Annotated in this window: 6 protein-coding genes; 3 read left to right on the forward strand and 3 right to left on the reverse strand. The window is 74.0% G+C overall.

What is annotated here, in order from left to right:
• Positions 1-85 precede the first annotated feature (85 nt).
• From ACFV9T_RS37595 to ACFV9T_RS37605, 3 genes are all read right to left on the reverse strand, one after another.
• On the reverse strand, positions 86-1,711 hold the full coding sequence (locus tag ACFV9T_RS37595) for an alpha/beta hydrolase (RefSeq protein ID WP_385447073.1): 1,626 nt from the start codon (positions 1,709-1,711) through the stop codon (positions 86-88).
• An 81-nt stretch (positions 1,712-1,792) separates the two neighbouring features.
• A complete protein-coding gene (locus tag ACFV9T_RS37600) occupies positions 1,793-3,334 on the reverse strand; it encodes an alpha/beta hydrolase (protein WP_385447075.1) in 1,542 nt (513 codons plus the stop codon).
• Between the two features lie 66 nt (positions 3,335-3,400).
• The gene (locus ACFV9T_RS37605; RefSeq protein ID WP_385447119.1) at positions 3,401-5,950 is read right to left on the reverse strand and encodes a YbhN family protein; all 2,550 of its coding nucleotides are present in this window, start codon (positions 5,948-5,950) and stop codon (positions 3,401-3,403) included.
• A 417-nt stretch (positions 5,951-6,367) separates the two neighbouring features.
• On the opposite strand from ACFV9T_RS37605, the gene ACFV9T_RS37610 reads away from it, so the two are divergent.
• From ACFV9T_RS37610 to ACFV9T_RS37620, 3 genes are all read left to right on the forward strand, one after another.
• Positions 6,368-6,775 carry an MGMT family protein gene (locus ACFV9T_RS37610; protein ID WP_385447121.1) on the forward strand — a complete coding sequence of 136 codons (408 nt, stop codon included), beginning with the start codon at positions 6,368-6,370 and terminating at the stop codon, positions 6,773-6,775.
• An 87-nt stretch (positions 6,776-6,862) separates the two neighbouring features.
• Positions 6,863-10,174, forward strand: coding sequence for an ATP-dependent helicase (locus ACFV9T_RS37615; protein WP_385447077.1), 3,312 nt, complete (start codon positions 6,863-6,865; stop codon positions 10,172-10,174).
• 128 nt (positions 10,175-10,302) lie between these two features.
• Positions 10,303-14,154 carry a UvrD-helicase domain-containing protein gene (locus tag ACFV9T_RS37620; RefSeq protein WP_385447079.1) on the forward strand — a complete coding sequence of 1,284 codons (3,852 nt, stop codon included), beginning with the start codon at positions 10,303-10,305 and terminating at the stop codon, positions 14,152-14,154.
• The last annotated feature ends 45 nt before the right edge of the window (positions 14,155-14,199 follow it).

The following is a 14,199-nucleotide window of genomic DNA, read 5'->3' on the forward strand; positions in this document are numbered from 1 at the left end:
TCATTCACCCCCAAACCCTATAAAAGTCACCCCGTGTTGGGTGTGACCCGGACCGTCGCATCGGACGGTCCGGGCCCCTCGTCGCTCATCCGCAGGTCTTGCCGCCGGGCGGCACCTTCCCGTCGAGCAGATAGGCGTTCACGGTCTTCGTCATGCAGGCGTTGCCGCTGTTGTACGCGCCATGGCCCTGCCCCCGGTACGTGACCTCGACGCCCACGCCCCGGCCCAGCTCGCGGGCCATCGTCCGGGCGCCCTCGTACGGGGTGGCCGGGTCGCCGGTGTTGCCGATGACGAGGACCGGCGCGGAGCCCTTGGCGCTCACGTCCGGGCTGTCCGTCTTCCCGGTGACCGGCCAGCCGGTGCAGGCGAGCAGGGACCAGGCCAGATAGTCGCCGAAGACCTTCGAGGTCTCCCGGAACCGGGGCAGCCGCTTCTTCACCTCGCTCACCGTGTAGCGCTCTTTCTCGTCGGCGCAGTTGACCGCCGTATTGGCCGCGTTGATATTGCTGTAGCGGCCGTTCTCGTCGCGGCCGGACATCGAATCCGCCATCGCGAGCAGCAGATTTCCCTTGTCGAGCGTCAGCGCTTCCTGAAGACCCAGCGTCAGGTACTTCCAGCTGTCCTTGGAGTAGAGCGCGGCGGCGATACCGCCGAGCGCCCCTCCCTGGGTGAGCTTGCGGCCGCTGTCGGTTTCGAGGGGCTTCTTGTCGAGCTTCTTCAGCAGCTTGACGATTTTCTCGGTGCCCGCCTTCGGATCGTCGCCGACCGGGCAGGCGGGCCCCTTCTTGGCGCAGTCCTTGAGATAGTTGTCCAGCGCGAGCTGGAACCCCCTGGCCTGGGCGAGGGAGCCCTGTTCGGTGTCCGCGGACGGGTCGACCACGGCATCGAGGACCGCGCGCGCCACATGCCGCGGATACAGATGGGCGTAGACGCCGCCGAGTTCGGTGCCGTAGGAGATACCGAAATACGAGAGCTTCCGGTCGCCGAGCACCTGCCGCATGAGGTCCATGTCGCGGGCGGCGCTCACGGTGTCCACATGCGGGAGCACCTTCCCGGAGCGCTTTTCGCACCCGGCGATGTATTTCTTCGCGTCGGCGGTGGCCGCCTTGATTTCGGCGGCGTCGTCCGGAGTGCCGTCCACCGCCTCCGCGGCGTCGATCTCCTTGTCGCTCCGGCAGGTGACTCCGTCGCTTTCGCCGACCCCGCGCGGATCGAAGCTCACCAGATCGTAGCGGGTGCGCAGTTTGTCGTAATCCCCGCTGAATCCGGGCAGGGAGGAGACGCCGGAGCCGCCGGGGCCGCCGAAGTTGAACACCAGGGAGCCGATCCGCTTCTCCGGATCGGTGGCCTTGGCGCGGATCATGGCGAGGCGAAAAGTCTCTCCGCCCGGCTTCGCCCAGTCCAGCGGCACCTTGAGGTCGGCGCACTCCCAGTCGTCGCCCGGCGCCTTGCCGGTGCCCTGGAGCGCGGTCGGCGCCGCGCAGCCCTTCCAGTGCGGCTGCTGGGCCGTGAGCGAGCGGGGCAGCCCGGAGGCGCCCGGGGGAGCGGCCGGGGCGGTGGACGAGGCGTCGGACGAGGGCCCGGACGACGCCTTCCCCTGGTCCTTTCCGCCGCCGCTGCAGCCCGCGACGGCGATGAGGGTGACCATGGCGGTCGCGGAGACCAGCGCCCTGGTCCGTATGGTGCGGAGGGAACTCGGCATGGTCGGCATGGTCGGTGATCCTATGAGGATGGTATGAGCGGGACGTGCGCGCTTGGTCTCCCTACCGTCACAGCCGCGACGGCGGCCCGGCTAGGTGCAGACCTTGCCGTTCTCCGGCACCCGGCCGTTCAGCAGATAGGCGTTCACGGTCTTGCGCACACAGCCGCTGCCGCTGTCGTACGCCCCGTGCCCCTCGCCCTTGTAGGTGAGCTGGACGCCTACCCCGGGCCCCAGTTCGTCGGCCATCTTCCGCGCCCCGGCGTACGGCGTGGCCGGGTCACCGGTGTTGCCGACGATCAGGATGGGGGCGGCGCCGCGGGCCCGCACGTCGGGGGTGGTCCAGGCGCCGCGTACGGGCCAGTCGGTGCACTGGGTGAGGCTCCAGGCCATGAAGTCGCCGAACACCGGGGACGCCTTGCGGAAGGTGGGCAGCTTCTCCCGGATGTCGGCCAGGGTGTAGCGCTGTTTGAAGTCGGCGCAGGTGACGGCGTTGAGCGAGGCCTGCAGCGTGCTGTAGTCGCCGTTCTCGTCGCGTCCGTTCATGGCGTCGCCGAGGGCCAGCAGGATCCCGCCGTCGCCCTGCCGGGCCCCGGCGATGCCCTGGGTGAGGTACGGCCAGAAGTCGCGTGAGTACAGGGACTGCGCGATGCCCCCGTCGGCCAGCGTCTGGGTGAGCTTCCGGTTGCCGCTGCCCGCCACCGGATGGCGGTCGAGGCGCTTCAGCAGGGCCTGGATCTGGGCCTGGGTCGGACATCGTGCCCCGGCGGTGCCACGGCACTCCTTCAGGTAGTCGCCCAGCGCCAGCTGGAACCCCTTCGCCTGGCCGAGGGCGCCTTGTTCGGGGGTCTGGGTGGGGTCCACGACCCCGTCGAAGAGCGCCCGGCCCACCTTCTCGGGGTACAGATGGGCGTAGACGCCGCCCAGTTCGGTGCCGTAGGAGACGCCGAAGTAGTACAGCTTGCGGTCGCCGAGGACGCGGCGCATCACGTCCATGTCGCGGGCGGCGTTGGTGGTGCCGACGTACGGGAGCACCGCGCCGGACCGCTTCTCGCAACCCGAGGCGTAGGTCTTGACCCGGCGCACCAGGGACTTCACCTCGGCGGAGTCGTCCGGGGAGGCGTCGGCCGCGTAATAGGCGTCGAGCTGCCGGTCGTCCAGACAGTGCACCCCTTTGCTGCGGCCGACCCCGCGCGGATCGAAACTGACCAGGTCATAGCGGGTGCGCAGCTGTTTGTAGCTACTCGCGAGGGCGGGCAGGGTGGCGACGCCGGAGCCGCCGGGGCCGCCGAAGTTGAAGATCAGCGAGCCGATCCGCTTGTCCGGGTCGGTGGCCTTGGCGCGGATCAGCGCGATGCCGATCGTGGCGCCGCGCGGTTTCGCGTAGTCGAGCGGCACGTGCAGGGTCGCGCACTGCCACTCCCGGCCCGGGGCCTTGGTGGTCGCCCCGTCCTCGCTGTCGGAGGGGACGGGACACGTGGCCCAGTGGAGCTTCTGGCCCGCCGAGGTGTCCGGCCTGCCGGGGCCGCCGCCGCATCCGGCGGTGGCGGCGAGCAGCAGGGCGGCGGTGGACAGCGCACCGGTGCGCAGGGGTCGGGACACGGCGGCTCTCCCGGGGTGGCGGCGTACCGCCATCCTGCGGGGCGCGGCGGGGTCGCGCGCGCACAGCGCGGGCGTACGGGTGAGGACGTGCCGTACGACCTACAGCGACTCTCGGCGGGTGAGGTGGGTGAACGCCAGCCAGCCGGGCAGCACCGGCAGCCAGAAGACCATCAGCCGGAAGAGCAGCACCGCGGGCGCGGCCACCTCGTACGGCAGCCCGGCGAAGGTCAGTCCGGCGATCAGGGCGGCCTCGACGGCGCCGACGCCGCCCGGGGTGGGCGCGGCCGAGCCCAGGGCGTTGCCCGCGAGGAAGACGACCGCGATGCTCGCGTAGCTCAGCTCGCCGCCGAACGCGCGGATGGACGCGTCGAGGCACATCACGTTGGCGGCGGTCAGCAGCAGCATGCCGCCGATTCCGGCGAGCAGCTTCCGGGGCCGCTGGAGTACGTCCAGCATGCGCGGCACGACGCCCGCGAACAGCGACCGCACCCGGGTGGAGACGAACTTGCGCAAGGCCGGGACGGCGGTGACCACGAGGGTCAGCACGGCGCCCGTCAGCAGCCCGGCGATCACGGTCCGGGACGGGGAGAGCGTCGGGGTGCGCTCGGTGCCGGTGATGTAGCCGAAGGTGGCCAGCAGCACGATGTGGCTGGCCAGCCCGAACAGCTGCGACGCGCCGACGCTCGCCACCGCGAGCCCCGGCCGCACCCCCGCGCGCTGCAGGAAGCGGGCGTTGAGGGCGACGCCGCCGACCGCCGCGGGGGCCACCAGCTTCACGAAGGAGGCGGCGACCTGCGCCAGGACCGTACGCCCGAACGGCACCTTCTCGGGGACGAAGCCGAGCAGGCTCAGGGCGGCGGCCACATAGGTGAGCGCGGAGAAGAGGAGCGCGAACACCACCCAGATCCAGTTGGCCTCGGCGACCAGGGCGCCCAGCTTGACGTGGGTGAACTGGGACAGCAGGAAGTACGCGGCGAAGGCGCCCGCGCAGAAGCTGACCAGGGTGCGCGGCTTGATGCGCTCCAGCCGCACCGGCTCGATCGGCGCCTGCGGCCGCACCAGCAGCACCTGGCGGCGGATCTGGGCGAGCAGATCCTCCTCGCGGGCCTCCTCCAGGGCCTCGTCGATCGCCCGCTTCTCGGCCTGCTTCTCGGCCTTGGCCGTCTTACGGTCGCTGACGGCGGGCTCGGCCTTGCGCCCGCCCTCGGTCTCGCCCCCGGCCTCCTCGGCTTCCTCGGCCTCCCGCGCCTTGGCCTCCTTGGCGGCGCGGGATGCCTCCAGGACCGCCTCCCGCTGCCGCTGGGCGCGCTCCCGGGCGAGGTGGCGCAGCGTCGCCCGGGTGGCCCGGCCGAGGGCGAGGGGCTGCAGCAGGGGGAGGCTGTCGGCGACCGCGTCCGGGCCGATGACGTCGACCGCGACGGCCACGGAGCGCTCGGCGCCCACCCGCAGCCCCAGGGTGGTCAGCAGCTGCGCGATGTCCATCCGCAGCACCACGTCGCCCGCCGCGATCTCGCCGCCGCGCAGATCCGTCAGGATGACCGTGCCGGAGCGGTCGACCAGCAGGGCGTCGCTGTCCAGCCGCCGGTGGGCGATGCGGCGCGACTGGAGCGCCTGCACCTGGTGCCAGGCCCCGGCCAGCAGCTCGTCGGTGATGGCCTCGTCCGGCAGGGCGTGCAGGGGGCGGCCGCCGATGTGCTCGTAGACCAGCATCACGGCGTCCGGGCCCAGCTCGGAGGTGGCGATCAGCTTGGGCGCGTTGGCGCCCGCCGCGATCGCCGCGTACGCGAGCAGCGCCTCCTGCTCCAGGGCTTGGCGCAGCGACTGGAGGCTGCGCGGCGGGGTGATCGTGCGCAGCGTCAGCCGCTGCCAGACGCTGTAGAAGAAGCCCTGGGCCTGCTGCTCGCGGTCGACCACGGTGACGTCCAGCGGCGGCCCGTCCTCCAGGGTGACCAGATAGCGGCGGCCCCGGTCGCTGTGGTTGCCGTGCTCGTCGACGGCCTCCTCGGCGCGCGCGGCGCTGACCGGGTTGAAGCCGACCCGGCGCAGCCCGGCGAGCAGGTTCTGGCCGGTGGGCCGGACATTGGGGGAGCCGACCGCGTAGAGCGTGCCGTAGGCGACGGTCCAGCCGATGAGCACCGTGATGATGATCGCGAACGGGGTGGTGTAGCCGCCGACGAGCACCGCGAACGCGTCGAGCAGCAGGACGCCCCACATGGCGACCCGCCAGCGCGGGCGGCGCGCCATTCCGACGGCCGTCATATAGGCGATCACCGGGGCGAGGTAGCCGTGCACGGGATCGCTCAGGGCGCCGCCGGGCGCGGTCTGGGTGAGGGCCTCGCGGATCGAGTCGGGCGCGGCCCTGGCGACCCAGAGATCGGTGGCGAGGGAGATGCCGTGGGCGAGGACGGCGGCCAGGACGCCGTCCGCGATGCGCAGCCCGTCCCGTTTGACCAGCCGCTCGATCGCGAACGCCACCGGCAGGACGAGCACGGCGATGCTGGCCGTCAGCCCCGCGAAGTCGATCATCAGCGGGGGCGCCTGGTTGGCGCCGTGGCCGATGTCCTTCTCCAGCCCGGCGGTGGTGCCGTGCGCGAAGGCCGCGACGGCGAGGACGATGCCGATGCCCAGCGCGCCGAGCAGCAGCCGCATCAGGTCGGAGGGGCGGTGGACCCGGGCGGGCAGCAGCGGTTCGTCACCGGAGACGCGCTCGTTGTGTCCCTGCGGGCCGTCCGGATCGTCGTCGCAGCCGTCGGAGCACGGCAGCGCCTCAGGGGTGCGGGGCTCCTCTTCCGGAGCCTGCGCACCCTGCTGCTTCGCCGTCTCTTCTTGATCTCGTATCACCAGTCACCGCCCGGAAGATGGTGGCATGCCCGGGCTGCGGAGGAGGGCATCAGGGTGCATTTCGGGGATGTGAGCCACGGATCGCACGCCCCGTAGTGACTTCCCGCACCATGCGTGATCGAACCCCTGACGCCGTCCGCAGAGCCTTCGACGGTACCGCGCGGGGCGGGGGCGGTGTCGGCGTTGGTGTCGTCGTCGGGGGCGGTGTCGGTGGTGTGCGGCAGGATGGGCGGGATGAGCCGGGAGAGCGAGGAGCCGCGGGCCGCCGACGAGCTGCCCGCGTACGCGGAGCGGGTGCTGGACGTCGCCGAGCTGATCCCGCCGGGCCGGGTGATGACCTACGGGGATATCGCCGAGTGGCTGGAGGAGGGCGGCCCGCGCCAGGTGGGGCGGGTGATGGCCCTCTACGGGGGCGCCGTGCCGTGGTGGCGCGTGGTGCGCGCGGACGGCGCGCTGCTGCCCGGCAGCGAGCTGCGCGCCCTCGGCCACTACCGCGAGGAGGGCACTCCGCTGCGCGCGGCGCCGCGCTCGGCCGAGGGCCATCTGCCGAAGATCGACATGCGCCGGGCCCGCTGGGACGGCACGGACGGTAGGGGCGGTACGGAGCGTGGGGACGCCGCAGGAGCCCCGTAGCGGTTGTCCACAGCCATTCGGGTGACGCCCCATGGCGCATGAGACGCTGTCCCGCACCCAGCCAACCCACCAGGACCGGCGATCCACGTGAGTTCCTCCTCCTCGTCCCTGCCGCGACAGCGGCGGGGACGGCAGCCGTTCGTACGGCCGTCGTCCCCGGGCACGTACCGCCTGGTCCGCCGTCGGCCGGATCCGGTGGCCCCCCCTGTCCTGGACGCACGGCAGCGCGCCGTGGTTGAGCACGCGGGCGGTCCGCTGCTGGTGCTCGCCGGGCCGGGCACGGGGAAGACCACGACGCTCGTGGAGACGGTCGCCCGGCGGGTGCGCGGCGGCGCCGACCCGGAGCGGATGCTGGTCCTCACCTTCAGCCGCAAGGCGGCCGTCGAGCTGCGCGACCGGATGGCGGCCCGGCTGGGCGGTGCGACCGGTCCGCGCGCCACCACTTTCCACTCCTTCTGTTACGCGCTGGTCCGCGCCCATCAGGACGTCGACCTGTTCGCCGATCCGCTGCGGCTGCTGTCCGGCCCCGAGCAGGACGTCGTCGTACGGGAGCTGCTGGCCGGGCAGGCCGACCTGGAGCGCTCGGGGCGCGCCTCGGTCCGCTGGCCCGACGATCTGCGCGCCTGCCTGACCACCCGAGGCTTCGCCGACGAGGTGCGCGCGGTGCTCGCGCGCAGCCGCGAGCTGGGGCTCGGCCCTCGGGCCCTGGGCGAGTTCGCGGCCCGCACCGGGCGCCCGGACTGGGGCGCGGCGGCGGACTTCCTCGCCGAGTACCTGGACATCCTGGACGCCCAGGGCGTGCTGGACTACGCGGAGCTGGTGCACCGCGCGGTGCTGCTCGCCGAGCGGCCGGAGGTCGCGGCGGAGCTGGCCGCGCGCTACGACGTGGCGTTCGTGGACGAGTACCAGGACACGGACGTGGCCCAGACCCGGCTGCTGCGCGCGCTGGCGGGCCATGGGAAAACGCTCGTGGCGTTCGGCGATCCCGATCAGTCGATCTACGCCTTCCGGGGCGCCGATGTGAACGGCATCCTCGGCTTCCGGGACGACTTCCCGCGCGCGGACGGCCGTCCGGCGCCCGTGGAGGTCCTCACCACCTCGCGCCGCTCGGGCGCCCGGCTGCTCGCCGCGACCCGGCTCATCACCGGCCGGATGCCGCTCACCCGCCTCCCGGCGCACGCCGTGCGCGCCCACCGGGAGCTGACGGCGGCTCGCGGCGGCGGCCGCGTCGAGGTGTTCACGTACCCCACCGCGGGCGCCGAACTGGACAACGTCGCCGACATCCTGCGCCGCGCCCATCTGGAGGACGGGGCGCCTTGGAGTGAGATGGCCGTCCTGGTGCGCGCCGGGGGGCGCTCGCTGCCGGGTCTACGCCGGGCGCTCACCTCCGCCGGGGTGCCCATCGAGGTAGACGGCGACGACATCCCGCTGCGCCACGAACCCGCCGTGGCCCCCCTGCTGACCGCGCTGCGGGCCGCCGCCACGGCCGCGCTGCCGGACTCCGGCGGGCTGACCGCCGCCCTCGGCGTCGAGACCGCCCTCACCCTGCTCACCTCCCCGCTGGGCGGCATGGACGCCGCCGATCTGCGCAAGCTCGGCCGCGCCCTGCGCGAGGAGGAGCGGGCCGCCGGACAGTCCGTGCCGCGCCCCTCCGACGACCTGCTCGCCGAGGCGCTGGCCGCGCCCGAGCGGCTGGCCGTCCACGACCCGGCGTACGCGCGCGGCGCCCAGCGGCTCGGCCTGCTGCTGCGCAAGGCGCTGGAGTCCCTGGCGGGCGGCGGCACCGCCGAACAGGCGCTGTGGGAGCTGTGGGACGGCACCCCCTGGCCCGGGCGGCTGGAGGGCGCCGCCCAGCGCGGCGGGGCCGGTGGGCGCAACGCCGACCGCGACCTGGACGCGGTGTGCGCGCTGTTCGAGACCGCCGCGCGCGCGGAGGAGCGCACCGGCGGCCGTGGCGCGCTCAACTTCCTCGACCAGCTCGACGCCCAGGACATCGCCGCCGACACCCTCTCGCGCCGCGTCGCCCGCCCCGACGCCGTGCGGCTGATGACCGCGCACCGCTCCAAGGGGCTGGAATGGCGCCTGGTGGTGGTCGCGGGCGTCCAGGAGGGGCTGTGGCCCGATCTGCGGCGCCGCGGCTCGCTCCTGGAGGCGGACAGGATCGGCCGGGACGGGCTCGCCGAGCCGCTGACGCCGGGCGCGCTGCTGGCCGAGGAGCGGCGGCTGTTCTACGTTGCGGCGACCCGCGCCAGGGACCGGCTGGTGGTCACCGCCGTCAAGGCGGCCTCCGACGACGGCGACCAGCCCTCCCGGTTCCTGACCGAGCTGGGCGTCACCCCCGCCGACGTCACCCAGCGGCCGCGCCGCCCGCTGTCGGTCGCGGCGCTCGTCGCCGAGCTGCGCGCCACCACCGTCGACCCGGACGCCTCGGACGCCCTGCGGGAGGCCGCCGCCGAGCGGCTGGCGCGGCTCGCAGCGCTGCGCGACGAGGACGGGCGGCCGCTCGTCCCCGCGGCCCACCCCTCCAGTTGGTGGGGCCTGTACGAGCCCACGCACAGCGAGGTGCCGCTGCGCCACCGCGACCGGCCGGTGGCGCTGTCCGGCAGCGCGCTCGACCAGCTCGTCAACACCTGCTCGCTGCAGTGGTTCCTGGGGCGCGAGGTCAAGGCGGACGCCCCGTCGACCGCCGCCCAGGGCTTCGGCAACGTCGTCCACGTCCTGGCCGACGAGGTGGCCTCCGGCCGCACCCCGGCCGACCTCGCCGTCCTGATGGAGCGCCTGGACTCCGTATGGGACGCGCTCGCGTTCGACGCCCCCTGGAAGTCGCGGCAGGAGAAGGAGCACGCCCGGGCGGCCCTGGAGCGCTTCCTGCGCTGGCATGTGATGGAGCGCGGCGGCCGCACGGCGGTCGCCTCCGAGCACGGCTTCGACGTCACCCTCGAAGCCGACGCCTACCAGGTGCGCATCCGCGGCAGCATGGACCGCGTCGAGGCGGACGCCGAGGGGCGTGCGTACGTCGTCGACTTCAAGACCGGCAAGCAGTCCGTGACCCGTGGCGAGGTCGCCCACCACCCCCAGCTGGCGGTCTATCAGCTCGCCGTGCGCGAGGGCGCCGTCGACGGCCTCTTCGGTGACGCCCGCCCCGAACCGGGCGGCGCCGAACTGGTCCAGCTGCGGCAGGCCGCCCCCAAGAAGGAAGGGGGCGAGGCCGCCCCCAAGGTCCAGGCGCAGGACCCGCCGATCGGGCCCGACGGGGAGTGGGTCGGCGACCTGCTCGCCACCGCCGCCGGACGCGTCCTGGACGAGCGCTTCGCCCCGAGCACCGGGGCGCACTGCGAGCGCTGCGCCTTCCGCGCCTCGTGCAGCGCCCGCGCGGAGGGCCGCCACGTGGTGGAGTGACGGGGGATGAGATGACTTGGGGGGCATGTCCCTTATCGGCGGCGGGGGGTGTGGGGGCTTGTCCCCCTTGTGAGGCCTTGTGAGCCCTTGTGCGTGGCTTGTCAGTGGCGACCGATAGCCTCACTGGAGTGTCAGCCCGCATCACCGATCCCGAACAGCTCAAGGAGCTGCTCGGGATTCCCTTCACCCCCGAGCAGACGGCGTGTATCACCGCGCCGCCCGCCCCGCAGGTGATCGTCGCCGGAGCGGGCTCCGGCAAGACCACGGTGATGGCCGCGCGCGTCGTCTGGCTGGTGGGCACCGGCCAGGTCGCGCCCGACCAGGTGCTGGGCCTCACGTTCACCAACAAGGCCGCGGGCGAACTGGCCGAGCGGGTACGGAAGGCGCTCGTCAAGGCGGGCGTCGTGGACCTCGACCCGGATCCGGGCGCCGCCGAGGAGGCCGCGGGCGAGCCCGGCATCTCCACCTACCACGCCTTCGCCGGACAGCTCCTCAAGGAACACGGGCTGCGCATCGGCCTGGAGCCCAGCGCCCGGCTGCTCGCCGACGCCACCCGCTTCCAGCTCGCCGCGCGCGTGCTGCGCACCGCCCCCGGCCCCTACCCGGCGCTCGTCCGCCCCTTCGCCGACCTGGTGACGGATCTGCTCGCGCTCGACGCCGAACTGGCCGAGCACCTGGTCCCCGCCGAGCGGCTGCGTACGTACGACGCCGAGCTGCTGGACACCCTCGACGGCGTGAAGCTGACCAACGACACGCTGCGCAAGGTGCCCGAGGCCGCCCGCGCCCGCCGCGAACTCCTCGAACTGGTCGAGGAGTACCGCGCCGAGAAGCGCCGCCGCGATCTGCTCGACTTCGGCGACCAGATCGCGCTGTCCGCCGCCCTGGCCCGCAGCGGCCCGGAGGTCGGCCGGATCCTGCGCGAGCAGTACGCGGTCGTCCTGCTGGACGAGTACCAGGACACCTCCGTCGCCCAGCGGCTGCTGCTGTCCGGTCTGTTCGGCGGCGGCACCGGACACCCCGTCACCGCCGTCGGCGACCCGTGCCAGGCCATCTACGGCTGGCGCGGCGCCTCGGTGGCCAACCTCGACGACTTCCCCGCCCACTTCCCGCACCAGGACGGCAGCCCCGCGCGCCGCTACGCGCTCAGCGAGAACCGGCGCAGCGGCGGCCGCCTGCTGGACCTCGCCAACGGGCTCGCCGCCCCGCTGCGCGCGATGCACCAGGGCGTCGAGGCGCTGCGCCCCGCGCCCGGCGCCGAGCGGGACGGCCTGGTGCGGTGCGCGCTGCTGTCCACCCACGCCGAGGAGCTGGCCTGGCTCGCCGACTCGATCGCCCATCTGGTGCGCACCGGCACCCCGCCCGGCGAGATTGCGGTCCTGTGCCGCACGGCCGGTGACTTCGCCGAGATCCAGGGCGAACTGGTAGAGCGGGACGTTCCGGTGGAGGTCGTGGGGCTGTCGGGGCTGCTGCACCTGCCAGAGATCGCCGACCTGGTGGCGGTCTGCGAGGTGCTGCAGGACCCGGGGGCCAACGCGGCGCTGGTCCGGCTGCTCACCGGCCCGCGCTGGCGCATCGGCCCCCGAGACCTGGCGCTGCTCGGCCGCCGCGCCCGCGCGCTCGTCTCGTACGGTGGCCACGGCGACCCGGACGACGACCCGGACCGGCGGCTCGCCGAGGCCGTCGAGGGCGTCGACCCGTCCGAGATCATCTCGCTCGCCGACGCCCTCGACACCTTCCTGGAATCCGGCGGCGGCCCGGACGACGGACTGCCGTTCTCGGCCGAGGCCCGGGTGCGCTTCGCCCGCCTCGCCGCCGAACTGCGCGAGCTGCGGCGCTCGCTGGCCGACCCGCTCATGGACGTCCTCCACCGAGTGCTGGCCACCACCGGCCTGGAGGTCGAGCTGTCCGCCTCGCCGCACGCCCTGGCCGCCCGCCGCCGCGAGACGCTGGGCAACTTCCTGGACGTCGCCGCATCCTTCGCCACCTTGGCTGGCACTGCCGTGGACGGCGAGGCCACCCTGCAGTCGTTCCTGGGCTTCCTGCGGACCGCCGCCCAGTATGAGAAGGGGCTCGACAACGCCCTCCCGGGCGGGGAGAACACGGTCAAGGTGCTCACCGCGCACAAGTCCAAGGGGCTGGAGTGGGACGTGGTGGCGGTGCCCGGACTGGTCGAGGGGCGGTTCCCGAGCGAGCAGAGCCGCGAGTCCTGGACGGCGAACGCCAGGGTCCTGCCGCACGCCCTGCGCGGCGACGCCGACACCCTCCCGGAGGTCGAGGACTGGGACGCCAAGGGGCTCACCGCCTTCAAGGGCGCCATGAAGGAGCACCAGCGCACGGAGGAACTCCGCCTCGGCTACGTCACCTTCACCCGCCCCCGCTCCCTGCTGCTCGGCTCCGGCCACTGGTGGGGCCCGTCCCAGAAGCGCCGCCGCGGCCCGTCCTCCTTCCTGCAGGCGCTGCGCGCCCACGGCGAGGCCGGGTACGGCGAGGTCGAGGTGTGGGCGGACGAGCCGGACGACGACGCGGAGAACCCGGCCCTGCGCGAGAAGTCCACCGACCGCGCCTGGCCCCTCCCCCTGGACCCCGCTGCCCTGACCCGCCGCCGCCAGGCGGCGAACTCGGTCCTGACCCACCTGGCCCGCCTGGAGGCGACGGCGCCCCCGCAGGCCGCGGACGGGTACGCAGCGCACCCGCACGGCCCGGTCCCGGACGGCGACCCGGTGTGGCCGGACCCGTGCGGGGCGCCTCCGGACGGCCCGGCGCCGCGCGACCCGGACTCGCACGGGCCGGTCCCGGATGAGCCGTTTCCGGACGGCATGGCTCGACGCGGTCCGGCCCCGGTCGGCCCGGACTCGGATGCGCCGGTTTCGTACGGTCTGGACCCGTACGGGCCGGTCCCGGGCGGCCCGGAGGCGTCGGCTCCGCACGGCCCAGCCCCGGTCGGCCGGGACTCGGGTGCGCCGGTTTCGTACGCGCTGGACCCGCACGGTCCGGCTCCGGACGGCTCAGTTCCGGATGCGCCGGACTCGCTTGGGCCGGTCCCGCAGCGTCCGGTCCCGGACGGCGACCCGGTGTGGCCGGAGCCGTCGGACGACGAGGACTGGCCGGAGCCGCCGGACGACCTGGAGCCGTACCCGTACGAGGACGACGTGCCGCCCGACGCCCCGGACCCGTACGGCGACGAGCACGCGTACCCCCGCACCCCGCCCCCCACGCCGGACGGCGACCTGGCTCCCGAGGAGGCGCGGCTGGCCGACTCCTGGGACCGTGACCTCGACGCGCTCGCCGGGGAGCTGCGGCGCGCTCGCGAGAGCGTGCACGAGGTGCCCGTACCGCAGACCCTGACCGCCTCCCAGCTGATGCGGCTGGCCGCCGACCCGGACGGCTTCGCGCGGGAGCTGGCCCGCCCCATGCCGCGCCCGCCGCAGCCCGCCGCGCGCCGGGGCACCCGGTTCCACGCCTGGGTCGAGTCGCGCTTCGAGGCGCTGCCGCTGCCGTTCCTCGGCCCGGACGAGCTGCCGGGCGGCGCGGACGACGAGCCGGAGATCGCGGACGAGCGGGAGCTGACGGCGCTCAAGGAGGCGTTCGCGCGCACGCCGTACGCCCGGCGCACGCCGCACCGCGTGGAGGTGCCGTTCCAGCTGACCCTGGCGGGCCGGACCGTGCGCGGCCGGATCGACGCCGTATACCGGAAGTCCGGAACAGACGACGGGCGCGGCTACGAGATCATCGACTGGAAGACCGGCCGGTCGGAAGCCGACCCCCTCCAGCTGGCCATCTACCGCCTGGCCTGGGCCGAACAGCACGGCCTGCCGCTGTCGGCGGTCTCGGCGGCGTTCCTCTATGTACGCAGCGGGGAGATCGTGCGCCCGGCGGAGCTGCCCGGCCGGGCGGAGCTGGAACGCATCCTGACCGGCGAGGCGGATGAGACAGCCGCAGTCGATGATGTCCGTAACGCGTTCACCGACGTCGAACCGTGACCGAGCGCGACCGCGGATGAGCGGCCCGGAGACCCCGGCTCTGGC

Origin of the sequence: Streptomyces sp. NPDC059850 (assembly GCF_042731515.1) — a bacterium.
In the GTDB taxonomy this organism is placed as follows: Bacteria; Actinomycetota; Actinomycetes; order Streptomycetales; family Streptomycetaceae; genus Streptomyces.

Coding starts and splice junctions, on each gene's coding strand:
- ACFV9T_RS37595 (WP_385447073.1), bottom strand. CDS start 1,711: ATGCCGACCATGCCGAGTTCCCTCCGCACCATACGGACCAGGGCGCTG.
- ACFV9T_RS37600 (WP_385447075.1), bottom strand. CDS start 3,334: ATGGCGGTACGCCGCCACCCCGGGAGAGCCGCCGTGTCCCGACCCCTG.
- ACFV9T_RS37605 (WP_385447119.1), bottom strand. CDS start 5,950: ATGCGGCTGCTGCTCGGCGCGCTGGGCATCGGCATCGTCCTCGCCGTC.
- ACFV9T_RS37610 (WP_385447121.1), top strand. CDS start 6,368: ATGGGCGGGATGAGCCGGGAGAGCGAGGAGCCGCGGGCCGCCGACGAG.